General features: G+C 72.2%; 24 protein-coding genes. 10 read left to right on the plus strand and 14 right to left on the minus strand.

Features of this window, described 5'->3' with window-relative positions; genetic code table 11:
- Positions 1 to 67 precede the first annotated feature (67 nt).
- The 6 genes from K1X13_RS18570 (at position 68) to K1X13_RS18595 (ending at position 4,459) form a co-directional block, all read left to right on the plus strand.
- A complete protein-coding gene (locus K1X13_RS18570) occupies positions 68 to 541 on the plus strand; it encodes a DUF4118 domain-containing protein (RefSeq protein ID WP_221026618.1) in 474 nt (157 codons plus the stop codon).
- A gap of 208 nt (positions 542 to 749) precedes the next feature.
- Positions 750 to 1,469, plus strand: coding sequence for a DUF4118 domain-containing protein (locus K1X13_RS18575; protein WP_308249634.1), 720 nt, complete (start codon positions 750 to 752; stop codon positions 1,467 to 1,469).
- Between the two features lie 89 nt (positions 1,470 to 1,558).
- Complete coding sequence (locus K1X13_RS18580; protein ID WP_221026620.1) at positions 1,559 to 1,762, plus strand: (2Fe-2S)-binding protein; 204 nt, start codon at positions 1,559 to 1,561, stop codon at positions 1,760 to 1,762.
- 10 nt (positions 1,763 to 1,772) lie between these two features.
- Positions 1,773 to 2,237 (plus strand): bacterioferritin, encoded by a 465-nt coding sequence (bfr, locus tag K1X13_RS18585; protein WP_308249635.1) that lies wholly within the window; start codon positions 1,773 to 1,775, stop codon positions 2,235 to 2,237.
- 77 nt (positions 2,238 to 2,314) lie between these two features.
- Positions 2,315 to 3,910 carry a SpoIIE family protein phosphatase gene (locus K1X13_RS18590; RefSeq protein WP_221026622.1) on the plus strand — a complete coding sequence of 532 codons (1,596 nt, stop codon included), beginning with the start codon at positions 2,315 to 2,317 and terminating at the stop codon, positions 3,908 to 3,910.
- Between the two features lie 135 nt (positions 3,911 to 4,045).
- The gene (locus K1X13_RS18595) at positions 4,046 to 4,459 is read left to right on the plus strand and encodes a VOC family protein (protein WP_221026623.1); all 414 of its coding nucleotides are present in this window, start codon (positions 4,046 to 4,048) and stop codon (positions 4,457 to 4,459) included.
- Here the strand turns inward: K1X13_RS18595 and K1X13_RS18600 are convergent.
- Genes K1X13_RS18600 through kdpF form a run of 9 tightly spaced genes read right to left on the minus strand, consistent with a single transcriptional unit; the run spans position 4,434 to position 14,742 of the window.
- Complete coding sequence (locus K1X13_RS18600; RefSeq protein ID WP_221026624.1) at positions 4,434 to 5,123, minus strand: hypothetical protein; 690 nt, start codon at positions 5,121 to 5,123, stop codon at positions 4,434 to 4,436. The genes K1X13_RS18595 and K1X13_RS18600 overlap by 26 nt on opposite strands.
- A gap of 52 nt (positions 5,124 to 5,175) precedes the next feature.
- Positions 5,176 to 5,838, minus strand: coding sequence for a hypothetical protein (locus tag K1X13_RS18605; RefSeq protein WP_221026625.1), 663 nt, complete (start codon positions 5,836 to 5,838; stop codon positions 5,176 to 5,178).
- Positions 5,839 to 5,883: 45 nt separating this feature from the next.
- Positions 5,884 to 6,858, minus strand: a complete 975-nt coding sequence (locus K1X13_RS18610) for a DUF389 domain-containing protein (protein WP_221026626.1) — start codon at positions 6,856 to 6,858, stop codon at positions 5,884 to 5,886.
- Positions 6,859 to 6,916: 58 nt separating this feature from the next.
- A complete protein-coding gene (locus K1X13_RS18615; RefSeq protein ID WP_221026627.1) occupies positions 6,917 to 7,624 on the minus strand; it encodes a response regulator in 708 nt (235 codons plus the stop codon).
- Complete coding sequence (locus tag K1X13_RS18620; RefSeq protein WP_225915350.1) at positions 7,621 to 10,239, minus strand: DUF4118 domain-containing protein; 2,619 nt, start codon at positions 10,237 to 10,239, stop codon at positions 7,621 to 7,623. Before K1X13_RS18620 ends, K1X13_RS18615 begins: the two co-directional genes overlap by 4 nt.
- Before the next feature lie 42 nt (positions 10,240 to 10,281).
- On the minus strand, positions 10,282 to 10,962 hold the full coding sequence (locus K1X13_RS18625) for a potassium-transporting ATPase subunit C (protein WP_308249636.1): 681 nt from the start codon (positions 10,960 to 10,962) through the stop codon (positions 10,282 to 10,284).
- Positions 10,963 to 10,972: 10 nt separating this feature from the next.
- Positions 10,973 to 12,994 carry a potassium-transporting ATPase subunit KdpB gene (kdpB, locus tag K1X13_RS18630; protein WP_308249637.1) on the minus strand — a complete coding sequence of 674 codons (2,022 nt, stop codon included), beginning with the start codon at positions 12,992 to 12,994 and terminating at the stop codon, positions 10,973 to 10,975.
- Positions 12,991 to 14,652, minus strand: a complete 1,662-nt coding sequence (gene kdpA / locus K1X13_RS18635) for a potassium-transporting ATPase subunit KdpA (protein ID WP_221026628.1) — start codon at positions 14,650 to 14,652, stop codon at positions 12,991 to 12,993. Before kdpA ends, kdpB begins: the two co-directional genes overlap by 4 nt.
- On the minus strand, positions 14,653 to 14,742 hold the full coding sequence (gene kdpF, locus K1X13_RS18640) for a K(+)-transporting ATPase subunit F (RefSeq protein ID WP_221026629.1): 90 nt from the start codon (positions 14,740 to 14,742) through the stop codon (positions 14,653 to 14,655). It abuts the gene before it with no gap.
- Positions 14,743 to 14,994: 252 nt separating this feature from the next.
- On the opposite strand from kdpF, the gene K1X13_RS18645 reads away from it, so the two are divergent.
- Both K1X13_RS18645 and K1X13_RS18650 read left to right on the plus strand, forming a co-directional pair.
- A complete protein-coding gene (locus K1X13_RS18645; RefSeq protein ID WP_221026630.1) occupies positions 14,995 to 15,360 on the plus strand; it encodes a hypothetical protein in 366 nt (121 codons plus the stop codon).
- Positions 15,361 to 15,446: 86 nt separating this feature from the next.
- Positions 15,447 to 15,773, plus strand: coding sequence for a putative quinol monooxygenase (locus K1X13_RS18650; RefSeq protein WP_221026631.1), 327 nt, complete (start codon positions 15,447 to 15,449; stop codon positions 15,771 to 15,773).
- A 33-nt stretch (positions 15,774 to 15,806) separates the two neighbouring features.
- On the opposite strand, the gene K1X13_RS19780 is transcribed toward K1X13_RS18650, so the two are convergent.
- Positions 15,807 to 16,415: a ribonuclease FAU-1 family protein gene (locus K1X13_RS19780; RefSeq protein ID WP_221026632.1), complete on the minus strand. Its 609-nt coding sequence runs from the start codon at positions 16,413 to 16,415 to the stop codon at positions 15,807 to 15,809.
- Positions 16,416 to 16,534: 119 nt separating this feature from the next.
- Between K1X13_RS19780 and K1X13_RS18660 the strand changes: the two genes are divergently transcribed.
- The gene (locus K1X13_RS18660) at positions 16,535 to 16,828 is read left to right on the plus strand and encodes an SHOCT domain-containing protein (RefSeq protein ID WP_221026633.1); all 294 of its coding nucleotides are present in this window, start codon (positions 16,535 to 16,537) and stop codon (positions 16,826 to 16,828) included.
- A 91-nt stretch (positions 16,829 to 16,919) separates the two neighbouring features.
- Positions 16,920 to 17,501, plus strand: coding sequence for a DUF305 domain-containing protein (locus K1X13_RS18665; protein WP_221026634.1), 582 nt, complete (start codon positions 16,920 to 16,922; stop codon positions 17,499 to 17,501).
- Between the two features lie 33 nt (positions 17,502 to 17,534).
- Here the strand turns inward: K1X13_RS18665 and K1X13_RS18670 are convergent, their stop codons facing one another.
- From K1X13_RS18670 to K1X13_RS18685, 4 genes are all read right to left on the minus strand, one after another.
- Entirely contained in the window at positions 17,535 to 19,952 is a 2,418-nt protein-coding gene (locus tag K1X13_RS18670; protein WP_221026635.1) for a SpoIIE family protein phosphatase, read from the minus strand.
- Between the two features lie 241 nt (positions 19,953 to 20,193).
- Positions 20,194 to 22,035, minus strand: a complete 1,842-nt coding sequence (locus tag K1X13_RS18675) for a hypothetical protein (protein WP_221026636.1) — start codon at positions 22,033 to 22,035, stop codon at positions 20,194 to 20,196.
- 163 nt (positions 22,036 to 22,198) lie between these two features.
- A complete protein-coding gene (locus tag K1X13_RS18680; RefSeq protein ID WP_221026637.1) occupies positions 22,199 to 23,422 on the minus strand; it encodes an NAD(P)/FAD-dependent oxidoreductase in 1,224 nt (407 codons plus the stop codon).
- 119 nt (positions 23,423 to 23,541) lie between these two features.
- Positions 23,542 to 24,075, minus strand: a complete 534-nt coding sequence (locus K1X13_RS18685; protein WP_221026638.1) for a GNAT family N-acetyltransferase — start codon at positions 24,073 to 24,075, stop codon at positions 23,542 to 23,544.
- Between the last annotated feature and the right edge of the window lie 200 nt (positions 24,076 to 24,275).

The following is a 24,275-nucleotide window of genomic DNA, read 5'->3' on the forward strand; positions in this document are numbered from 1 at the left end:
TGTCCATCGCCGGTGCGTTAATGGACTGATGGGGTGGCGAAGGACGCTTCACCAGCATCGAGTCGCCGTGCGTGTCGGCGCCGTGCTCGCGCCCCTGCTCGTCTGTGCGGCGATGTCGCTCCGGCGCGAGGCCTTCACCAACTCCACCGCGGTGCTCGTGCTCGCCACCGTCATCGTGGCGGTGGCGTCGGCGTGCGACCGGTACGCCGGTGTGCTGGCCGCGGTGTCGAGCGGTGCCTGGTTCGACTTCTTCCTGACCGAGCCCTACCTGCGTTTCACGATCGACGACCCGGACGACATCGGGGACATGGTGCTGCTGGTTGTGATCGGGCTGGCCGTCACCGAGATCGCCCTCTGGGATGAGCGTGAGCAGGCGCGGGCCAGCGGTCGTACCGGCCCGCCTCGACGTCGTCCTCGGCACCGCCGAGCCGGTGCTCGCCCCGCACGACTCGGTCGACGACCTGATCGACCGGGTCACCGGGCAGATCACCGAGATGCTGGGGGTCACCCGGACGCGCTTCGTCGCCGGACCGGTCCATGACAGCCGGCTCGCCGTGCTCGGCCACGATGGGATGGTCACCCGGCGGGACGCAAGTCACGCAGCGGGTCTTCTCCCACTAGTCCCACCGGCCGGCGCAGGTGGGCCGCCTGCGCCGGCCGATGCGGCACGAGCGGCTGACAGTGCCCACCGTCGGTGGGTTAATGGACGGATGGGGTGGCGAGAGACCCTTCACCAGCATCGAGGCGCCGTGCGTGTCGGCGCTGTGCTCGCGCCTCTGGTCGCCTGTGCGGTGATGTCGCTCTGGCGCGAGTCCGTCACCGACTCCACCGCGGTGCTCGTGCTCGCCGCCGTCATCGTGGCGGCGGCGTCGGTGGGTGACCGGTACGCGGGTGTGCTGGCCGCGGTGTCGAGCGGTGCCTGGTTCGACTTCTTCCTGACCGAGCCCTACCTGCGTTTCACGATCGACGACCCGGACGACATCGGGGACATGGTGCTGCTGGTCCTGATCGGGGTGGCCGTCACCGAGATCGCCCTCTGGGGTGAGCGCGAGCAGGCGCGGGCCAGCCGTCGTACCGGCTACCTCGACGGCGTCCTGGGCACCGCCGAGCTGGTGCTGGCCACGCCCGTCTCGGTCGACGACCTGATCGATCGGGTCACCGGCCAGATCACCGAGGTGCTGGGGGTCACCCGCACGCGCTTCGTCGCCGGACCGGTCCACGACAACCGGCTCGCCGTGCTCGACCACGACGGGGTGGTCACCCGGGCGGGACGGAGGGTCGACGTCAGTCGCGACGGGCTGCCGACCGACGAGGAGACCGCGCTGCTGGTCGTGCGGGACGGCGAGACGCTGGGGTACTTCGTGGTCACCTCGGCCACCGACATCGCCCGCCCCTCGGTCGAGCAACGGCGCGTCGCCGTGCTGATGGCCGACCAGGTCGCCTCGCTGCTCGGCCGACGCCTGGGCTGACCCGGCCACCGGATGCCGGACGATGAGGCAGACGTCCGCACGATGGTCTACCCTGGCTTAGGTAAGCCTTACCTACTCATGGGGGTGCCGTGATCGTCTGCCACTGCGGGGTCGTGAACGACCGAGCCGTCGTCGACGCGATCGAGTCCGGTGCGCAGACGTTGGGAGGCGTGTGCAGGGCGACCGGCGCCGGCCAGAGCTGCGGTGCGTGTGTCTTCTCCCTGCGGCGCCTGCTGTGCGAGCATGAGCCGACCGTCGCATCCCTGCCGGAGGTCGAAGTTGCAGCCAGCTAGCCCCCGCATCGTGGACCTGCTCAACGACGCGCTCACCTTCGAGCTGACCGTCACCAACACCTACTTCCTGCACGCCCGCATGCTCGACAGCTGGGGCTTCGGTCGGCTCGGCAAGGTGTTCTACGACCTCTCCATCGACGAGATGCGGGACGCCGACGACCTCATCAACCGGATCCTGCTCTTCGACGGGCACCCCAACGTCCAGCGGCTCAACGCCATCCAGGTGGGGGAGAACGCCGAGGAGATGCTGCGCCTCGCCCTCGAGAGCGAGAAGGCCGCCGTCGCGCAGTTCAACGCGAGCGCCAAGGAGTGTCGCGAGCTCGGGGACCACGGCAGCGCCGCGGTGTTCGAGGAGATGGTGCGTGACGAGGAGAAGCACGCCGACTGGTTCGAGAGCCAGCTCGACGCGATCGAACGGGTCGGCGTCAACCAGTACCTCGCCCAGCAGATCGACCCCGGCGGGCCGTTCGACTGAAGTGGCGTGGTCTGGCCCACGGCCGTCACCCGCCCGGAATCAGGGAACGCTCACGCGCGACGGGCTACATTGCGGCGGTGCGTAACTACTTCGACGACCTCGGGACCCTGGGGTCTGTCTACGAGACGGTGGACTGGGCTGCAACTCCGCTCGGACCAGTCGCGTCCTGGAGCGAGGCGCTGGTCACCACCGTCGACCTCATGACCAAGACCCGGTTCCCCGTCACGCTCATGTGGGGGCCGGAGCTCGTCCTCGTCTACAACGAGGCGTTCGTCCCGCTGATCGCCGACAAGCACCCGAGTGCCCTGGGCACGCCGGCACGCGACGTGTTCCCGGAGGCGTGGCCGCTGATCGGCCCCATGCTGCACGGGGTGCTGGACGGGAACGACGCCACCTGGGTCGAGGACGAGTACGTACCACTGCACCGGCGCGGCTTCCTCGAGGAGTGCTACTTCACGTTCTCCTACTCGCCGGTGCGGGGCCGCGACAACCGCGTCGAGGGCGTCATGGACATCGCCGCGGAGACCACGGAGGAGGTCCTCTCCCGGCGTCGCCTGCAGCTGCTGAGCCGGCTCAACGAACGTCTCGCCCACGTCGAGCTTCCCGAGGAGATGCGCGACAACGCACTGCCGCTCCTGCGGGCCGCGGCCCACGACTTCCCCGAGGCCGACATCCGGCTCAGCACGGTCGGTGGCGCCGCCGCGGGGCCGGTACCCGACGACCCGGCGGAGGTCGTCGCCCTCGGGTACGGCGTGCTCGAGACCCGGGGTGACCGCCGGGTGGCGCGGCTGCCGCTGAGCTCCTCCGACGCGGGGGAGCAGTGCCTCCTCGTGGTCACGCTCAGCCCGTTCCTGGCCCTGGACGACGACTACCTGGGGTTCCTCCGCCTGGTCGCGGCCGCGCTCCGGGAGGCGCTGGAGCGGGTGCGGGTGAGGAGCGCCGAACGGCACATGGCCGAGGTCCAGCGGGGGATGTCCGAGGCATTCCAGCGCAGCCTGCTCCCACGGTTCATCCGGTCGCAGCGCCCGGAGGTGGCGGTGCGCTACCAGCCGGCGGTCGAGCTGGCCCAGATCGGCGGGGACTGGTACGACCTGTTCGAGCTGTCCGACGGCTCGCTGACGGTGGTGATCGGTGACGTCGCCGGCCACGACCAGCAGGCCGCCGCGGCGATGGCCGAGGTGCGCAACATGTTGCGCGGAGTCGCCTACACGATGCATCCCGACGCGCCCGGCCAGGTGCTGCGGGGGGTCGACCGGGTCATGCTGGCGACCGCGCAGGACATCGTCGCCACCGCCGTACTCGCGCAGGTGAGCGGTGACGGCCGGGGGCCGCTGACGCTCCGCTGGTCCAACGCCGGGCACCCGCCGCCGGTGCTGATCGAGCCGGACGGACGGACTCGTCTGCTCGAGGACGCTCCCGACCTGCTGCTCGGCGTGGACGCCACGACGTCGCGGGGGGACCACTGCGTCACCCTGCCGCCGGGAACCACCGTGGTCCTCTACACCGACGGCCTCATCGAACGTCGTGGCGTCCCGGTCGCCGAGGGGCTTGCCTGGATCGTCGAGGTGCTGCGGGACTGCCACCGCCTGGGCGTGGAGGAGCTGTGCGACCACCTGCTGCGCAGCTCGGTCGCGGCCGAGGACGACATCGCCCTGCTCGTCCTCCGGGCCTGACGGTTGGGGCGTTGGCGTCTCCCGCCGAGGAGGTCCGGCGTGGTCCGGCGTGGGGACCGACGGGTCTCGCCCCGCGACCGCAGCGCCACTAGGGTGCGAAGGGTCCGCACCGTTTCCTCGACCCAGGAGTCCGCGATGGCCTCTCGACTCAACCCGTACATCAGCTTCGGCGGCGACGCCCGGCAGGCCATGGAGTTCTACCAGGCCGTCTTCGGCGGCAACCTGACCCTGAGCACCTTCGGCGAGTTCGGGGCTCCCGACCCCGGATCGGCCGACAAGATCATGCACGCCAATCTCGAGACCGACCGCGGGTTCACCCTGATGGGCGCCGACACCCCGCCCGGGATGGAGCACAACCCGGGCAACAACATCGCGGTGAGCCTCAGCGGGGACGACGCCGACGAGCTGCGTGGCTACTGGGAGAAGCTCTCCGCCAGCGGCAGCGTGTCGGTCCCGCTGGAGCGGCAGATGTGGGGCGACGAGTTCGGCGCCTGCGAGGACCGGTTCGGGATCTCGTGGATGGTCAACATCGCCCAGCCCCAGGGCTGAGCACCGGACTCGCCCGCGGCAGCCGTACGGCGACCAGGGCGGCCGAGACCGCGGCGACCGCACCGCCGAGGGGCTGGACGACCGGGACGGGGATCCCGAGCAGCGCGAACACGACCAGACCCGTGGCGTAGCCGTAGCCCGGCCAGCGGAGCTCCGGCGACGTCCGGGCGAGCGCGAGCCCGAAGACCACGGCACCGGCGACGAACAGCAGCAGGCCGACCCCGGCGGTGCTGAACAGCGGCGTTCCGTACACGTCCGCGTCGATGTCGCGTGCGGTCTCGTCGCCGGCCAGGAACGCCCGACCGATCGCCGGCTGCGCGAACGCGGCGGCCGCGAAGACCGCGGTCAGCAGCGTGTTCGCGACGATGGTCAGCGACGTGGCCACGAGCGCCGGCACAGCCGCCGGGCCCCGGACCAGCAGGAGCAGCGCGGCGACCAGACCGACCAGGCCGAGCCCGGCGCCGAGGATGCTCGCGCCCAGGTGGCTGGCCAGGAAGAGGTCGGTGGTGACGTAGCGGGAGTAGCCCGCGAAGTCGGTCTCCGGGTCCGGCTGGTGGGTCAGCGTGGACAGGGTGAGCAGCACGCCGTACACCGGGAGCAGCCAGAGACCCGCCCGGACCAGGGCCAGCGTCCTGCTGGTCGGGTCCCCCGTCGGCGCGGTCATGCGTCGACGGTAGGCCAGCCGCGGAGCCCGCCGACATGGCCCGGACGGACCCTCAGGCGTCCTGCTCGGCACGTTCCTTGATGCCGAGCAGCATCTTGCGTTCCATCGCGAAGTGCACGGGGGTGAGCGCGTACTTGTTCATCAGCCACCCCGCCGGGCTCGGCCGGAAGTCGCTCTGGAACCGGACCACGAGCCGCGTCCCGCCCCAGGAGGTGGGCCTCAGCCGGAACGTCCAGCACGGGTACGGCAGGTTGCCCGCGAGCGCGTCGGCGCGGCTGCCGGAGGGACCGAGCACGAGGACGTGCGGGGCCTCGAGCCGGGCCACGACGAAGCGCAGCGGCGGATCCGTCCCGGCGGGGACCAGCCGGACCACGTCGCCCACGGCGAGGTCCTGCAGCTCGGGGTGGATCCGGTCCGCGCTGTGCATGTGCAGGCCGACGAGGTTCTCCAGCCAGTCGTAGCTGTACATCCCGCCACGACCCTGCCCCAGCTGCACGAGCCACGGCCACACGCGCTCGACCGGTGCGTCGATCGTGACCGCATGGGTGGTGCGGTACCTCGCCTCGCCGACGATCTCGTCGCCCGGCAGGGACTCCTCGGTCTCGTCGGGGGTGGCGCCCCAGTGCGTCATCGCCGGCCAGCGGGAGACGCCGTACGCCGCGCCGGCCGCGACGGCCAGCGCGAGGGGCCTGGTGAGCATCCTGGTCGAGGGCATGCCTCGATCATGTGCCGTGGCGGCGCCGTACGACAGGGACGATGGTCACGACCTCGGCGACGGGCGGGGACGTCGGAGCCGCTCGACCAGCCGGGCCCGGTGCGCGGAGACGCGGGACCAGACGACCTGCTGCGTCGCCAGGGTGATCCAGCCGGCGAGGGCCATGCCGGACAGGTTCAGCAGCAGCTGGAGCGAGCTGCCCCAGATCTCGTCGCCGGCGCCGAAGGCCAGCCCCAGGGCGACGTTCCCGGCCGCCGGGACCGTCGTCACCGAGATGAACACCCCGGACAGCCCGCCGACGCGGGCCGAGGTGAGGGAGAGGACGCCGGCGGCCGCGGCGATGACCGCGACGATGAACGACCACTTGTCGGGGGTGTAGATGAAGGCGGTGTCCGGCCGGTGGCCGGTCACGTCCGCGAGCGTCACCCAGCCCAGCGCGCGGCCGACCAGCGCCGCGGCCGTCGTCGCCGCGATCGCCACGGCGAAGCCGGCCAGGAGCGTGCGGACGGCGATCGCCAGCAGGGAGTAGCGACGACGCACGAGCGCCACGCCGAGCGCGGCGACCGCGCCGAACTCCGGGCCGAGCACCATCGCCCCGATCACCAGGATCTGGGAGTCGAGCACGATCGCGACGCCGGCGATCAGGGTGGCCAGCACCATGAAGCTGACGTAGGTCCAGTTGAGCTCGGACTCCTCGTAGGACCGCTGCGTGACGTCCGCCCAGACGACGGCGTCGGCGCTGCTTCCCGGGGACCGCCGCTCCGCGTCGAACCCGGTCTGCGAGAGCCAGGCCCGTACCGGTTCCACGTGCAGGCTGCCCTCGTGGTGGACGCCGAGGTCGCGCAGCCGGTCGATGACGTCGTTGGCGGCCTCCCGGGCGACGTCGGCGAGCACCAGGTCGCCGCGCGGACGGACCGCCGCGCCCCGGATCGTGGACAGGCTGCTGACGGCCGGGTCGTCCAGGGCGGCCAGCACGTCGTCGGTCAGGTGGGTCGGTGCCGTGATCCGCAGGTGCAGCATCCGCACAGTGTGCCGCAAGCGACACCACGTCATCCCGAAGGCCGTGCGGGGGCACGAGTCAGTGACGCCGGACGTCGGTGCCGGGGTCGAACCGGTAGCCCATACCGGGCTCGTTGAGCAGGTAGCGCGGCCGCGCCGGGTCCGGCTCGAGCTTGCGGCGCAGCTGGGCCATGTAGAGCCGCAAGTTGCCCTGCGCGTTCTCGTACCCGGGCCCCCAGACCTCGCGGAGCAGCTGCTTCTGGCTGAGCAGCTTGCCGGGATGCCGCAGCAGCACCTCGAGCAGGTGCCACTCGGTCGGTGTCAGACGTACGTCGACGACGCCGTCCTCGTCGGTGTACGTGACCCTCCGGGCGGCGAGGTCGACGGTGGCCCGCCCGAGCTGCACCGCGGGCTGGCTCTCGGGCGACCCGGCGCGCCGGGTGAGGGCGCGCAGGCGGGCCAGCAGCTCGTCGACCCCGAACGGCTTGGTGAGGTAGTCGTCCGCGCCGGCGTCGAGGGCCTCGACCTTGTCGATGCTGTCGCTGCGCCCGGACAGGACGAGGATCGGCGCGCTGCTCCAGCCCCGCAGGCCCCGGATCACGTCGACCCCGTCGAGGTCCGGGAGGCCGAGGTCGAGGATCACGAGGTCAGGCGGGTTGCGCGCCGCCGTCGCCAGCGCCTCCGCGCCGGTGGTGGCGGTGTGCACCTCGTACCGGCGGGCGCGCAGGTTGATGGCCAGGGCGCGCACGATCTGGGGCTCGTCGTCGACCACGAGGACCCGGTTCACGGCTCGGCCTCCGTCCGCGCCGCCGGCTCGGCACGTCGTTCACGGCGTCCCGGCTCGGGGGCCGGCGCCTGGTCTGGCGCCGGGACGGCGTTGAGCGACACGACCATGGTCAGCCCGCCGCCGGGCGTCTCCTCGGGGGTCAGCGTGCCACCCATCACCTCGGTCAGGCCGCGGGCCAGGGCGAGGCCGAGGCCGACCCCGGTGGTGTTGTCGGTGTCGCCGAGCCGCTGGAACGGTGCGAAGACCCGCTCGCGCGCTTCCGGCGGGATCCCCGGTCCCCGGTCGATCACCCGGAGCTGCACGGTGCCCCTGAGGCGGCTCCCGGTGAGCGTGGGCGGTGCGGCGGCGGGGGAGTGGCGCACCGCGTTGGCGAGCAGGTTGGCGACGACCCGCTCCAGCAGCCCGGGGTCGGCGAGGACCTCGGGGAGGTCGTCGGGGAGGTCGATGACGACGTGCCGACCCTCGTCGCCGACGTCGTCGAGCGCGCGGGCGACCACCTCGAGCAGCGCGGTGGGGCGGGTGAGCACGTCGAGGGCACCGGCCTGGAGCCGGCTCAGGTCGAGCAGGTTGTCGACGAGTGCGGCCAGCTTGTCCAGCGACTCGTCGGCTGTCTCGAGGAGCTCCTCACGGTCCTCCTCGGACCAGTGGACGTCCCGGCTGAGCAGGCTGGTGACGGCGGCCTTGGCCGCGGCGAGCGGGGTCCGCAGGTCGTGGCCGACGGCGGCGAGCAGTGCGGTGCGCATCTTGTTCGCCTCGGCGAGGGGTACGGCGGCCGCCGCGGCCGCACTCAGCCTCTGCCGCTCCAGGACGACGGCGGCCTGCGCCGCGAACGCCCCCACGAGACGCTGCTCGTCGGCGTGCAGGGGGCGGCCCCGCAGCGCGAGGACCACGTCGTCGCCGAACGGCACCGCGGTGTCCGCCTCCTCGGGGCGGGTGCAGACGTCCGTGCCGGCTCCGGCCACCACCGACCAGTCGGCGGCCGGGCCCTGGGCCATGACCCCACCCCCGGCGCGGGGCGCGGGCCGGCGCTCGAGCAGGGTCGCCGAGGTGAGGGAGAACGACTCGCGGACCCGATCCAGGAGCGCCTGCAGGGCGTGCTCCCCGCGCAGCACGCTGCCGGCCAGCGTGGCGAGCGTCTCGGACTCGGCTGCCGAGCGCGCGGCCTGGCGGGTGCGCCGGGAGGCGAGGTCCACCACCGAGCTGACCAGGAGGGCGACCGCGACGAAGACGCCGAGGGCGAGCACGTTGTTGCCCTCGTTCACGGCGAACGTGTGCAGCGGCGGCGTGAAGTAGTAGTTGAGCAGGAGCGACCCGCCCACGGCCGCGACCAGCGCCGGCAGGAAGCCGCCGACCAGGGCGACCACCACCACGACCAGGAGGAAGACCAGCACGTCGCTGACGAGGTTCAAGGTGGCCCGGTGGGACGACAGCGTGAGCGTCAGCAGCGGGGGGAGCGCCACGGCCAGGACGAAGCCCTGGAACCGGCGGCGCGAGCTGAGCGTTCCGCGCAGCCGCGGGATCCGGGTTCCGCGGCCGGTCTCGCTGTGCGTGACGATGTGGACGTCGATGTCGCCCGAGTCGCGGATCGTGGTGGCGCCGATGCCGGGACCCGAGAACAGGGTGGCCAGCCACGACCGCCGGCTCGCGCCGAGCACCAGCTGGGTGGCGTTCTCGGCGCGGGCGAACGTGAGCAGGGCCTCGGGCACGTCCTCCCCGAGGATCTGGTGGTAGGTACCGCCGAGGGACTCGACGAGCCGTCGCTGGTCCGCGAGCGCGGCAGGGTCGGCGCCGGTGAGGCCGTCCGAGCGCGTGACGTGGACCGCGAGCAGCTCGCCTCCGGTCGACCGGGCGGCGATCCGCGCCGCCCGACGGACCAGGGTCTCGCCCTCCGGCCCGCCGGTGAGCGCGACCACCACCCGCTCGCGCGTCTCCCAGGTGCCCTCGATCTCGTGCTCGGACCGGTAGGTCTGCAGGGCCTCGTCGACCTTGTCGGCGGTCCACAGCAGGGCGAGCTCGCGCAGCGCGGTCAGGTTGCCGACGCGGAAGTAGTTGCTCAGCGCCGCGTCCACCTTCTCGGCGGCGTAGACGTTGCCGTGAGCCATCCTGCGCCGCAGCGCCTCGGGTGCCATGTCGACGAGCTCCACCTGGTCGGCGGCGCGTACGACGGAGTCGGGAACCGTCTCGCGCTGGGCCACTCCGGTGATCTTGGCGACGACGTCGTTGACCGACTCGAGGTGCTGGATGTTCACCGTGGAGACCACGTCGATCCCGGCGCCGAGGAGCTCCTCGACGTCCTGCCAGCGCTTCTCGTTGCGCGACCCCGGCACGTTCGTGTGCGCGAGCTCGTCGACCAGCGCCACCGCGGGCCGGCGGGCGAGCACCGCGTCGACGTCCATCTCGGTGAACACGGCCTCGCGGTACCGCAGCTCGCGCCGGGAGACGATCTCCAGTCCCTCGGTCATCTCCGCGGTGTGCAGCCGGCCGTGGGTCTCGACGAAGCCGACGACCACGTCGGTGCCGCGCTCGAGGCGACGCCGGCCCTCGCCGAGCATGGCGTAGGTCTTGCCGACGCCGGGCGCGGCGCCCAGGTACACCCTCAACCGTCCTCGTGCCATGCCACCTCCCGTCGGCTCGTGCGCGCGCGGCGTCGATTCCGTCTACTCCGAGTCTGCCTCGTCCGGCGTGCCGGCCTGCTCGTCGAGCGCCAGGTTCAGCAGCAGCACGTTGACGCGCGGCTCGCCGAGGAAGCCGAGGGACCTGCCCTGCGTGAGGTCGTCGACCAGGCGGCGTACCTGCTCGGGGGCGAGGCCGCGCTCGCGGGCCACCCGCGCGGCCTGCAGGTGGGCGTAAGCCGGGCTGATGTGCGGGTCGAGCCCGGACCCGCTGGCGAGCAGGGCGTCCGGGGGCACCTGTTCGGGATCGACCCCGTCGAGCGCGGCGACGAGGGCCCGGCGCTCCTCCACCAGCGCGACGAGGTCCGGGTTCTCCGGGCCGTAGTTGGAGGCCGAGCTGGACAGCGGGTCGTAGCCCCCGCCCGCGGCCGAGGGCCGGTTCTGGAAGTACGCCGGGTCGGGCTCGGTGACCGGCACTCCGACGGCATCGGTGACGGGCTCACCGTCCTCGGTGACCGGCCGGGTGAAGGACTGCCCGAGGAGCTCCGAGCCGACCAGCCCGTCCCGGGACGCGACCAGCGAGCCGTCGGCGTGGTCGGGGAGGACCACCTGCGCGACGGCGGTCAGGAGCAGCGGGTAGGCCACGCCCACGACGAGCGTCAGGACGAGCAGGGCGCGGAGCCCGGCGCCGAGCTGGCGCAGTGCGGCAGGAGTCGATGTCCTCACGGGGTACCTCTCAGCCGATTCCGGGGATCCGTGAGACCAGCAGGTCCAGGAGCTTGATGCCGACGAACGGGGCGACGACGCCGCCGAGGCCGTAGACCGTCAGGTTGCGGCGCAGCATGGCCGCCGCCGAGGAGGGCCGGTACCGGACACCGCGCAGGGCCAACGGGATCAGCGCGACGATGACCAGCGCGTTGAAGACGACCGCGGACAGGATCGCCGACTGCGGCGTCGCCAGCCGCATGACGTTGAGCGTGTCCAGGCCGACGAAGACGCCGCTGAACATCGCCGGGATGATCGCGAAGTACTTCGCGACGTCGTTGGCGATCGAGAAGGTGGTCAGGGAGCCCCGCGTGATGAGCAGCTGCTTGCCGATGCCCACGATCTCGATGAGCTTCGTCGGGTTGGAGTCGAGGTCGACCATGTTGCCGGCCTCCTTCGCCGCCGACGTACCGCTGTTCATCGCGACCCCGACGTCGGCCTGGGCCAGTGCGGGGGCGTCGTTGGTGCCGTCCCCGGTCATCGCGACGAGCCGGCCGCCTTCCTGCTCCCGCTTGATCAGCGCCATCTTGTCCTCGGGCGTCGCCTCGGCGAGGAAGTCGTCGACGCCGGCCTCCTCGGCGATCGCGCGCGCCGTGAGGGGGTTGTCGCCGGTGATCATCACGGTGCGGATCCCCATCCGGCGCATCTCGTCGAAGCGCTCGCGCATGCCTTCCTTGACGATGTCCTTGAGCCCGATCACGCCGAGGGCGCGGGCGGGCCCCCCGTCGAGGTGCTCGGCGACGACGAGCGGGGTCCCCCCGGCGGTGGAGATGGCGTCGACGATCGCGCCGACCTCCTCGGTGGGATGGCCGCCGTTCTCCCGGACCCACTTCATCACCGCGGCCGCGGCGCCCTTGCGGATCCGGCGGCCACCGTCGAGGTCGACGCCGGACATCCGGGTCTGCGCGGTGAACTCGACGAAGTGCGCGTGGGTCAGCTCACCGGGCCGACGCTCGCGCAGTCCGTGGTCGCGCTTGGCGAGCACGACGATCGACCGGCCTTCCGGGGTCTCGTCGGCGAGGCTGGACAGCTGGGCGGCACTCGCGACGGCCCGGGGGTCGACGCCGTCCACCGGGTGGAACTCGGAGGCCTGCCGGTTGCCCAGCGTGATGGTGCCGGTCTTGTCGAGCAGCAGCGTGTCGACGTCGCCGGCGGCCTCGACGGCGCGCCCGGACATGGCCAGCACGTTGTGTTGCACCAGGCGGTCCATGCCGGCGATGCCGATCGCGGACAGCAGCGCCCCGATCGTGGTCGGGATCAGGCACACCAGCAGCGCCACCAGGACGATGAGCGACTGCTCGGCGCCGGAGTAGATCGCGAACGGCTGGAGGGTGACCGTGGCGGCCAGGAAGATGACGGTCAGGCTGGCCAGCAGGATGTCGAGGGCGATCTCGTTGGGCGTCTTCTGCCGGGAGGCGCCTTCGACGAGCGCGATCATCCGGTCGATGAAGCCCTCGCCGGGCTTCGCGGTGATCCGGACCACGATCCGGTCCGAGAGCACCCTGGTGCCCCCGGTGACCGAGCTGCGGTCGCCGCCGGACTCGCGGATCACCGGGGCGGACTCGCCGGTGATCGCCGACTCGTCGACGCTGGCGATCCCCTCGACCACGTCGCCGTCGCCGGGGATGATCTGCCCTGCCTCGACCACCACGTGGTCGCCGACCAGCAGGTCGGGAGCACCGACCTGCTCCTCCGAGCCGTCCTCGCGCAGGCGCCGTGCCACGGTCTCGGTCTTGGCGCGGCGGAGCGTGGCGGCCTGCGCCTTGCCGCGTCCCTCGGCGACGGCCTCCGCCAGGTTCGCGAAGACGACGGTGAGCCACAGCCACGCCACCACCGACCAGGCGAAGGTGCTGGGGACGGTGACGGCCAGGACCGTCGACAGCACGGCGCCGGTCTCGACCACGAACATGACGGGGTGCCTGACCATGGTTCGCGGGTCGAGCTTGCGCAGCGCGTCCGGGAGCGAGGACGCCAGCAGGTGGAGGGGGGTCACGACAGGCCCTCCGCGAGCGGACCGAGGGCGAGGACCGGGAAGAAGGTGAGCCCGGCGACGACGACGACCACGCCGGTCAGCATCCCGACGAACAGCGGGCGGTGGGTCGGCAGCGTCCCCGCCGTGGCCGGCACGTGCTGCTGGCCGGCCAGGGAGCCGGCGAGGGCCAGCACCAGCACGATCGGGACGAAGCGCACGAAGAGCATGGTGAGACCGAGCACGGTGTTGTACCAGGCGCTGTCGACCGAGAGGCCGGCGAACGCCGACCCGTTGTTGTTGCCGGCCGACATGAACGCGTAGAGCACCTCGGACAGCCCGTGCGGCCCCGGGTTGAGGATCGACTCCCGGGGGCCCGGCAGGGCCATCGACACCCCCGTGCCGGCCAGCACGACGACCGGCATCGTGAGGATGTACAGCGCGACCAGCTTCATCTCGCGGGCGCGGATCTTCTTGCGCAGGTACTCCGGCGTGCGGCCGACCATCAGACCGGCCACGAACACGGCCAGGATCGCCAGCACGAGCATGCCGTACAGCCCGGAGCCGACCCCGCCCGGCGCCACCTCGCCGAGACCCATGTTGAGGAGCAGCAGTCCGCCCGACACCGCGGTGAACGAGGAGTGGAAGGAGTTGACCGCTCCGGCGGAGGTGCCGGTGGTGGACACCGCGAACAGCGACGACGCGGCCTCGCCGAAGCGAGTCTCCTTGCCCTCCATCGACGCTCCGGCGAGCCCGAACGCCGTACCCGGGTGTGACGCCTCGAGCGCGGTCACCCCGACGAGCAGCACCGCCCAGATCACGCCCATCGCGGCGAGCACGGCGTACCCCTGCCGCGTGTCGCCGACCAGGACGCCGAACGTCCTGGTCAGCGCGACCGGGATCAGCAGGAGCAGGAAGACCTCGACCAGGTTGCTCACCGGGGTCGGGTTCTCGAAGGGGTGAGCGGCGTTGACGTTGTAGAAGCCGCCCCCGTTGGTGCCCAGCTCCTTGATGACCTCCTGCGACGCGACCGGGCCTCCGGTGATGGTCTGGGACTGACCGGTGAGCGTGGTGACCTCGATCCCGGCGCTCAGGTTCTGCACCGCCCCCAGCGCCACCAGGACGAGCGTGGCCAGGACCGCGATCGGCAGCAGGATACGCAGGGTGCCGCGGACCAGGTCCACCCAGAAGTTGCCGACGCGGTCGGTGCGGGCTCGCCGGAAGCCACGGACCAGCGCGACGGCGACGGCGATGCCGACCGCGGCCGAGACGAAGTTCTGCACCGCGAGCCCGGACATCTGCGTGAGGTGACCCATCGTCGACTCGCCGGAGTAGGACTGCCAGTTGGTGTTGGTGACGAACGAGGCAGCGGTGTTGAACGCCTGGTCGGGGGCGACACCGGGGAAGCCGAGGGAGAGCGGCAGCCGTGGCTGGAGGCGCTGGAGCGTGTACAGGCCCAGGACGCTCACGAACGAGAAGGCGAGGAGGGACCGGGCGTAGACCGCCCACCGCTGGTCGGCATCGGGATCGACGCCCATCACGCGGTAGAGCCCGCGCTCGATCCGGGTGTGGTGCTCGTCGACGTAGACCCGGGCCATGTAGTCGCCGAGGGGACGGTAGGCCAGGGCCAGGGCCACGAGCAGCGTCACGACCTGGAGCAGGGCGGCGGTGGCGTCGGACATCTAGAAACGCTCCGGGAACAGCAGGGCCACCAGGAGGTAGCCGAGGAGGAGGACCGAGATGACGAGGGCGACTGAGTGTTCGGCGCTCACAGTCGCTCGACCGCCTTGACCACCAGAGCGGAGACGACGAAGAACAGCGCGGTCAGCGCGATGAAGGTGAGGTCGGCCATGACTCGATTGAACGCCGCGCGACGCCGCAGCGGCATGCCCCTAACGGCGCCCTAACGGTGGTGCGGACGTCCCTGACGCGATCCTGACACGGTCCTCACGAACACGGGCGACGGGAGCGGGTGACGAGGCGGGAACTGGGTACTCCCACGTCAGGTGAGGGAGGTGAGAGTCATGCAGTTCTTTCGCGCGTTCGGAGGCGGGCTGCTCTGGATCGTGGCGTCCCTGGTCGGCCTGGTGGCCGGGATCCTGTGCGTCACCGTGATCCTTCTTCCGCTGGGGATCCCGCTGCTGGGCCTGGCTCGCAAGCTCTTCGGTCAGGCGACGACGATGATGCTGCCGCGGTCGTTGTCCCATCCGGTCGAGGAGACGAAGAGGTCGTGGCGCAAGAAGAGGCGCAAGGCCAAGGGCACCGGCCCGGACGTGGGTCGCGTCGCCGAGAAGGGCAAGAAGCAGGTCGCCAAGGGCAAGAAGCAGGCTGCCAAGGGCAAGAAGCGTCTGGCCAAGAAGACGAAGCGCCGCAAGGGCCTCTTCGGCTGACCGGTGGTGGGTGGACCGGGTGGGTCGGCCCGGGTCAGTAGTCTCGGGGCGAGTCCAGCCACCACGGCCGATCCCGAGGAGCTCCCTTGATCTTCATCACCGCCAAGTTCCGCGTCCTGCCCGAGCACGCCGACCGCTGGCCCGAGATCGCCGCCGACTTCACGCAGGCGACGCGCAACGAGCCGGGCTGCCTCTGGTTCGACTGGTCCCGGAGCGTCGAGGACCCCACCGAGTACGTGCTCGTCGAGGCCTTCCGTGATGGCGACGCCGGTGGCGCGCACGTGCGGTCCGACCACTTCAAGGCCGCGCAGTCCACGCTGCCGCCGTACCTGGCGGAGACCCCGAGGATCGTGAACTTCGACGTGCCCCAGGACGACTGGTCCCTGCTCGGCGAGATGGCCGTCGACCGCTAGGGCGCCGCGCCGGCCGTCGTACCGGCGGATGTGTCAGCGGGCGGTCGCCCAGTCCGGAGGTACGGCGGCCGCCACCCACTGCTCCGGCGGGGCCCAGGTGGCCCACGCGGGGTCCCACCAGTGGTCGCCGGACTCGAGCATCGCCACGATCTCGCGGCCGGTCGCCCGGACCTCCGCCGCCTCCTCGTCGGTGTACCGCTCCTCGGCGACGCGGTGCTCGAACATCTCCGCGTCCTTGACCACCCACCCGCCGTCCGCGGGGACCCAGAAGTCGAGCTCGTGGTCGAGGGTGTCGAACCCGCGCTCCCACCGCCGGAACGGGTCCTGGAGGTTGAGGTACCAGCCGCTGAACGTGCGATCCGGCCCGCTCCAGAACACGTCGACGGAGTAGCGGTCGCCGGGGCGGTGCAGCATGAGCTTCCCGTGCCCGCTCCAGTGCGTGTGCCCGGCGGTCCGCCAGGGGTGCACCCAGCGGTCGAAGGGCCAGCGGGCGTAGGCGAGCGTGGACCCCTCCGCGAGGTACACCGCCAGCAGGTCCTCGCTGTCCTCCACGACGTAGGTGGGGAAGCCGACCCAGGGGTGTCCCTTGAGGACCTCGCGGCGGACCACCACGTCGCCGTACTCCCAGGAAGCGCCGCTCACGCGGACCACCTTAGGGCGTGGCGGGTCCAAGGTCCCGCCACGTCGTGTCCGAGGGCACTGGTGAGGCTCCACGCCCCGGGTGACCCTGACCGCATCGGGACGAGAGGCAGGTCACCGCGATGTGGGACGACTTCAACCGGGACGGGGGACGCTACGGCGACTCGGGCTGGGACATGCACGACGGGCTCGGCTGGGGCGGCTGGGTGTTCATGGTGATCGCCGTCCTGCTCCTCGTCGCGCTGGTGGTGGCGGTCGTGATCGCGCTGCTCCGGATGGCCTCGACCGGCCCCCAGCCGGGGGCCGGGGGAGCCCGGCGCAGCCGGGCCGAGGAGGTCCTCGACGAGCGCTTCGCCCGCGGCGAGATCGACGAGGAGGAGTACCGGCGCCGCAGAGCCGTGCTCCGGCCCGGGTGAGCGGCACCGCCCACGGCGCTCCTTGGGGGCCCTCCTAGACTCGCGGTGACCAGCCTCCGGACCATCGCAGACCACCGCAAGGAGCCCCCACATGCGTCACCTGCGCGCGCTCGCCGCCGCGTCCCTGCTCGTCGCCCTCGCCGGCTGTGCCGAGAGCAGCGACGCCGGCTCGGGGGGCGCCGGCCACAACGAGGCCGACGTGAGCTTCGCCGGCGACATGATCCAGCACCACGCGCAGGCCCTGCAGATGGTCGACCTGACCATGGGTCGTGACCTCGACCCGGAGGTGGGCGCGCTCGCCGACGACATCCGGGCCGCGCAGACCCCCGAGATCGAGAAGATGGCCGACTGGCTGGAGGAGTGGGACGAGCCCGTCCCCGAGACGGTTCGCGACCACGCCAACGCCCACGGCGACGACACGGCCATGGAGCACGGCACCGACGTGCCCGGGATGATGGGCGCCGAGGAGATGGAGTCGCTGGAGAAGGCCTCCGACGCGGAGTTCCAGGACCTGTGGCTCGAGATGATGATCGAGCACCACGAGGGAGCGGTGGAGATGGCCCAGGAGGAGCAGGAGGCGGGGGAGAGCGCCCAGGCCACCGACCTCGCCGAGGACATCGAGACCTCGCAGACCCAGGAGATCGAGACCATGGAGGGCCTGCTCGGCCGGTAGCCGGCCAGGGGTGACGGCTCGGCGGGTGGCCGGTCAGGCCGTGCCGGGGCAGCCCACCGGCCGCCGCGGCCGGACCGCGATCAGCGCGACGTCGTCGTCGGGGCGGGCGGGGACCAGCTCGTGCAGCAGCCCGTCGCAGATCTCCTCCAGCGAGCGGACGCCGCCGTCGGCGTGCTCGGCCAGGCACTGCACCAGCCGGTCGAGGGCGCTGGCCATGCTGTGGTCGCGGCGCTCCACCAGGCCGTCGGTGTAGAGCAGCAGCGTGTCGGCGGCGCACAGCGTGGTCTCCTGGTCGGTGCGCACGGTCCCGGGGTCGACCCCGAGCAGCAGGTTGTCCTCGAGCTCGAGCAGCTTCACGGTGCCGTCGCCGCGGACCACCACCGGCGGCAGGTGGCCGGCGCTGGCCCAGCGGACCGTACGGCGGCCGTCTCCGCTGTCCGGCTCGACGACCGCGACCAGTGCCGTGGCCAGGGCGTCGACCTCGAGCGCGTGCATCGCCCGGTCCACGCCGCGCAGGAGCTCCGAGGCCGGGACGTGGCTGTCGAAGCCGAGGCCGCGCAGCAGGTTGCGCAGCTGGCCCATGGCCGCGGCGGCGTGCCGGTCGTGCCCCACCACGTCGCCGATGACGAGCACGGTGCGGCCGTCGGGCTGCTCGAAGGCGTCGTACCAGTCGCCGCCGACCTGTGCCTGGTCGGCGGTGGGACGGTAACGGGCCACGATGCCCAAGTCGCGCACCTCGGGCAGCCGGGTGAGCATGCTGCGCTGCAGCACCTCGCTCATCCGCTGCTGGGTGGTGTACAGCCGGGCGTTCTCGATCGCGGCCGACGCGCGGTCGGCGAGGTTCCCGAGGAGCCGCTCCTGGTCGGCGCGGACGACCTCGTCGCCGTCCGGCAGCTGCGCCATCAGCGTGCCGAGCGGCCGGTGGTCACGGGAGAGGAGCGTGGCGGTCGCCGTCCGCGTCACCGGGGCGTCCGGGTCGCGCTCGCCGCGGTAGCGGACCATCTCGACGACGTCGTGCTCGGCACTCGGCGGGCGCAGCAGCCGGACCGTGGCCCAGCCCGCGAGACCGGGGACCACTGCGTCGAGGAGCAGCTCGACGAGGAGGTCCTCGTCGAGGGTCGCGCCCATCGCGGCGCTGGCCTCGGCGAGCATGCGCAGGCTGTGGCCGGCGCGCTCCGCCTCGGCGATCGCCTCCTCACGGGCGGCCAGCGCCCCGCGGCGCTCGGCGGCGATCCGGCGGCTCTCGGTGATGTCGTCGACGTAGATGCTGAAGCCGTCGTCCATCGGCCACACCCGGATCTCGTACCAGGTGTCGAGCGGCGGGTGGTGCTCCTCCAGCACCACCGCCCGGCCCGAGCGCAGCGTCGGGCCGTACGTCTGCCGGAACCGCTCGGGGTGCACCGACGGGAAGGCCTCCCACACGTTGCGCCCGACCAGCCGGTCCCGGCTGGTCCGCAGGATCTTCTCCGCGGTCCCGTTGACGTAGCCGATGACGAAGTCGGAGGTGACCGAGGCGAACCCGGTGGGCAGCGTCTCGAGGATGCGCGCCACCTGGGCGTCCGCCTCGCGCAGCTTCGTGGAGTCGTAGGTCGCGCCGATCAACCGGACGGAGCGCCGCCCCGGCCCGGCGAGGGCGCGGCCGCGGTTGCGCAACCAGCGGGTGCCGTCGCCGGGCAGGACCACCCGGTACTCGACCTCGTAGGAGCCGGCGCTGCGGATCGCCGAGGTGATCGCGCTCTGCACCCGGTCGAGGTCGTCGGGGTGCACCCGCGCGGTCATGTCGTCGAGGTCGGCGGTGCTCTGCTCGGCGTCGTACCCGAACATCGTGCGCAGCCGCTCGTCCCAGGTGATCTGCCCGGTGAGCAGGTCCATGTCGAAGCTGCCCACGTCGCCGGCCTGGAGGACCAGGTCCTGCCGGGCCAACGTCTCGCGCAGCTCGGCGGACACCGCGGCGAGCTCCAGCTCGGCGGTGACCGCGCCCGCGATGTCGGCGAGGGCGTCGCGCTGCTCGGTGGTCCAGGGGTGGGGGTGCGGATCGATCGCGCACATGGAGCCGACCACGACACCCTCCCGCGACAGCAGGGGGATCCCGAGGTAGGCGCCGACCTCGCCCGCCCGTACGACGGGGAAGCGGGCCGCGCGCTCGTCGGTGGTCGCGTCCTCCAGGACCAGCGGCTCGGAGAGGCTGGCCGTGAGCCCGCACAGCGTGCCGTGCAGCTCGCCGGTGTCGAGCTCGCCGACGGGCAGGCCCTGGCGGCTGACCACGACCAGCCGGTCGGTGAGCACCGCGACATGCACGGCGCTTGCGCCGACCAGCCGCTTGGCCAGAGCGGTGAGCCGGTCCAGCGAGGTCTCCGTTCCCGTCTCGCGCAGCAGCCTGGCCGCGGCGGCCACCCGGGAGGGGTCGCCCAGGGCCGCCTCGATGGCAGCCCGGATCTCTTCCCCTGGCATGGTGGTGGGGCCCCCTCGTGGCCGCGGACGATCGTGTGTGGCGGGGCCGGTCCTCGGAGGCTCCCCGAGCCGGCCGCCGTCCTCCGATGCTAGAGCGACGAGGTTCGGGTCACCCGGCGAATGCCGAGATTGGGGGCATCCGAGCAACCCGTCGCCGTGGCCGCGGAGCGCCGCCCGGACGGACGAGGAGGTGGCCGGACCGTTCCCGGTCCGACCACCTCCCCGCTGCGGTGACGAGGGGTCAGCGCACCCCGCGCACCTCGACCGTGACGCCGCCTCCGACGACCGTGCCGATGTTCTTACGGGTCGTCCGCCGGATCGACCCGTCCTCCTCGAAGAGGTTGATCGTGGCGAGCAGCTGGTCGTTGCGCGGGCTGTTCGCCAGCTTCTTGACGAGGCCCTCGAGCGTGGAGGGTGAGGCCGAGCTGACGCCCTCGCCGAAGAACTCCTCCTCGAAGCCGCCGCCGTAGTAGTCGTTGCCGCCGAGGATCCGGATGTACCCGTAGTGGCGCGCGGCCCGCTTCGGGATCGGCAGCTTCGTGTAGACCACCTTGGTGGCGAGCTCCTTGGAGGTCAGGGTGACCCGGAACTTCTTCTCCGTGCCGGCCTTCACGCGCATCGTCTTGTCCCCGTTGAGCAGGACCCACTTGCCCGACTGGAGGACGTGCACCTTGCTGACCTCGTAGGCCCGGTAGGCACGGGTCATGTTGGCGGTCTCGTGGACGTGCGCGAACTCGATGTCCTCGACCTCGTTGTTCTGCAGCATCCAGAGCTGCTCGTAGATCTCCCACACCGGCTCGAAGGAGATGTCGTACTGGTTGGCGTACCGGTCCGACCGGGTGTACTTCAGCTTGGTGCCGTCCGCGCGGAGCAGGGTGACCGTCCAGCTGACGGCCGAGGAGCCGCCGCTGATGCCGTCGAAGACCCGGTCCTCGTTGGCGAGCAGGTGGAAGGCGGCGAGGTCCGGCACCGCCTCGGGCAGGCTGATGTGGGTGGAGCCGCGGCGAGACTTCTCACCCGGCACGGTGACGTACGACGACACGTCGGAGGTGTCCGGGATGGCGGCGGTGCCCTCGACCCCGAGGATGCCGGCGAGCCGGTCCTGGTCGACGCGGCCGACCGGCTTCGTGGCGTTCGCGATCTTGAACGGCGCGCCGAGGCTGTCCTCCTGGATGACGATCGCCCGCGCGTTGTGCATGCTCAGCTGGCTCGGGCCGCTCCAGGTCATCGGGTGGCCGAAGGCGATCACCTTGTCACCACAGATCGCCGTCGCGGTGCCCACGCCGATGGCGGACAGGTCACCGTAGGACAGCGAGGCGGCGAGGTTGCCACCCGCGACGAGCGGCTCGGGCGTGGCAGCGCCGGACACCGCGCCGGCCCGGTAGACCCGGGTGCCGTCGAGGTCGAGCGCCTTCTTGACCTGGTTCATGCGCTTGCCGCCGGTCAAGCCGGAGATGCCGAGCGGCAGCGGCAGGCGGCTCATGCCGCCGTCGACGTCGGCGCTGCTCGCGCCGGCGGCGACGAGCTCGCGGGTCAGCGACTGCGGGACGTCGACCTCGTCGCTCTCGGCGGCCGCGTCGAGCGTCCGGCGGGCGGTGGTGTTCGTCGCGGGCAGCTTGAGCAGGTCGTACATGTCCTGGGCGGGGGTGATGCCGGCGATCGGGCTGGGGCCCCAGGCCAGGCCGTAGGACACGGCGCCGATGAGGCGGCCGTCCTCGGCGTACACGGGGGACCCGGACATGCCCGACCAGATGCCGCCGACCTGGTCGATCGCGTCCGAGGACAGGCGGGCGAGGATCATGTCGATGCCGGGGGCGATGCCGCCCCTGATCCGGCCGAGGTACTCGCCGGTGAACTCGTCCGGGGTGGTGCCCTCGCTGACGGTGAGGCCGGTGACGGTGTCGCCGTCCACGAGCGCGGCCTTCGGGAACACGTCGGGGCAGGCGGAGTCCGGCGCGGAGGAGGCGGTCGGCGCCGTACCGAGCCCGGCCGCCACGACCGCGGTGGTGACCACGGCGATGCCGGCGTGTCTGCGGTGCCGGCGAAGTCCGGTCAGCAGGCGCCGACCTGGTGAGTTGCTCATGGTGCTTCCTTTGGTGACATGCGCTGCCGCCCCCGTGGTGGCAACGACCTGTTGGAAGCATTCACCAGTCCGGCCCCGTTCGGGGGACTTTCTCGACTTGTCGCCGGATTGAAACCGCACGAACGGACCAGCGGACGGAAATGACCCGGCTTGCGAGGACCAGTCAGCCGGTCAGGTCGGTGAGGGGGACCGATTCGTCCCGCAGACGGGCCACGTCCGGGGCTCCCCGCGCGACGATGGCGCGCACGGGGTCGATCGCGTCCCAGTCGTTCACGTGCATCCCGGCCAGGACCCGCCCCTCCCGCAGCCAGAACGCGGTGAACACCCGGCCCGGTACGTCGCCGCGCAGCACCACCTCGTCGTACCCCTCCGGGCCCACCGCGCCGACGTACTCCATGCCGAGGTCGTACTGGTCGGTGAAGAAGTAGGGGAGCCGGTCGTACTCGTCGTCAGCGCCGCCGAGGTTGCGGCCGGCGACGGCGCCCTGCCCGATCGCGTTGTCCCAGTGCTCCACGCGCAGGTGCCGCCCGAGCAACGGGTGGAAGGCGCGGGCCACGTCCCCGGCGGCGAGCACGTCGGGGTTTGAGGTGCGCAGCCGGGCGTCGACCACGACCCCGTCGTCGACGTCGAGCCCGGCCGCCTCGGCGAGCGCGGTGCCGGGCGCGGCGCCGACCGCGACCAGGACCAGGTCGGCGAGCAGCGTGCTCCCGTCGGTCAGGTGTACGTCGGCCAGCTCGCCGTCGCGCACGATGCCGCCGACACCGGTGGCGAGGCGCAGGTCGACGCCGTGCGCGCGGTGCAGGGCGGCGAAGACCTGCGCGACCTCGGGACCGAGCACGCGCAGGAGCGGCAGGTCGAGGGTCTCCACCACCGTCACCGTGCAGTCGGCCGCCCGGGCCGCCGCGGCGACCTCCAGGCCGATCCAGCCGGCTCCGACGATCACGAGCCGGGTACCGGGGCGCAGGGCGTCGCGCAGCCGCTCGCAGTCCTCGAGGGTGCGGAGGTAGGCCACCGGCGCCCCGCTCCGGTCCGCCATGGCCAGCCGTCGCGGCATGGCGCCGGTGCAGAGCAGCAACCGGTCGAACCGTTGCCGGTGGTCGCCGGTGAGCACCTCGTGGCGGTCGAGGTCGAGGGCGGTGACGGTGGTGGTCAGCCGCAGGTCGACGTCGCGTTCGTCGTACCAGGCGGCGGGGTGCGGGAAGGCGGCGTCGCGCTCGTCGTTGCCGAGCAGGTAGCCCTTCGACAGGGGCGGGCGCTCGTAGGGGTGGTGCGGCTCGGCGCCGTAGAGGACCAGGTGCCCGTCGTACCCGCTGGCGCGGAGCGCCTCGACCGCGTGCGCGGCGGCCAGCCCGGCGCCGACCACGGCCACGGTCTCGCGAGCGCTCATCCCGCCCCCTTCGGAAGCCCTGCGCTCCCGAGTCTGCTCCGCAGCGGCGGCGAAGTCCACGGGCCCGGTGCGACGACGACCACCGCCCCGGGCCCGGGGCAGCCCGGGATGCCCGCGGGTCAGGCGGGGCGGGGCAGCTCGCTCGGAACGAGCCGGTGCACCGGCATCGAGACGCACAGCAGGTCGTCGTTCCAGGACACCCGGCCGATGAGCCCCGCCTTCTGCACGGTGGCCAGCACCCGGTCGTTCTCCGGCTGGGTCAACAGCTGCAGCGTCTGGTAGCCGCGTCCTGCGGTCTCCCGCGCCACCTCGTGCAGCATCCGGGTGCCGAGCCCCTTGTGCTGGTGGGCGTCCTCGACGAGCAGGCCGACCTCGACCTCGTACGCGGACACCGGGGCCGCGCACGCGAAGCCGATCACCTGGCCCGCGCACTCGGCGACCAGGCTCCACCCGTCGGCCGGGCTGACCATCTGCCGCACCTGCCGGGTGGAGACCCGGGGGAGCGGGGCGTGGAAGCGGCGGTGGAGCGACGTCTCCGAGCAGCGGGCGTGCATGGCCTCGATCTGCTCGACGTCGTGCACCTGGCCGTGCCGGGTGGTCACGTTGCTCAAGGTGGTGGCGGTGCGGCGGTGGAGTGTGACTGGCTGCGACATGGTGTCCCTCCCGTTGTCGTGGGTGCGACAGCAACTCTCGCCGGGCAAGGTTTCCGGACCGGCCCGTCCATGTTTCGGGCGTGCAAAAACTGGGCTCCGTCCGTTTCGCCCACATCTCACGACCTCACAAGCGCCCCTGTCCCGCCGGCATGACCGGTCGCCGGCCCCGGGTGCGCGCCGGGTCTGGACACGCCGCTCCG

Origin of the sequence: Nocardioides jiangsuensis (genome assembly GCF_019679455.1) — a bacterium.
In the GTDB taxonomy this organism is placed as follows: Bacteria; Actinomycetota; Actinomycetes; order Propionibacteriales; family Nocardioidaceae; genus Nocardioides_C; species Nocardioides_C jiangsuensis.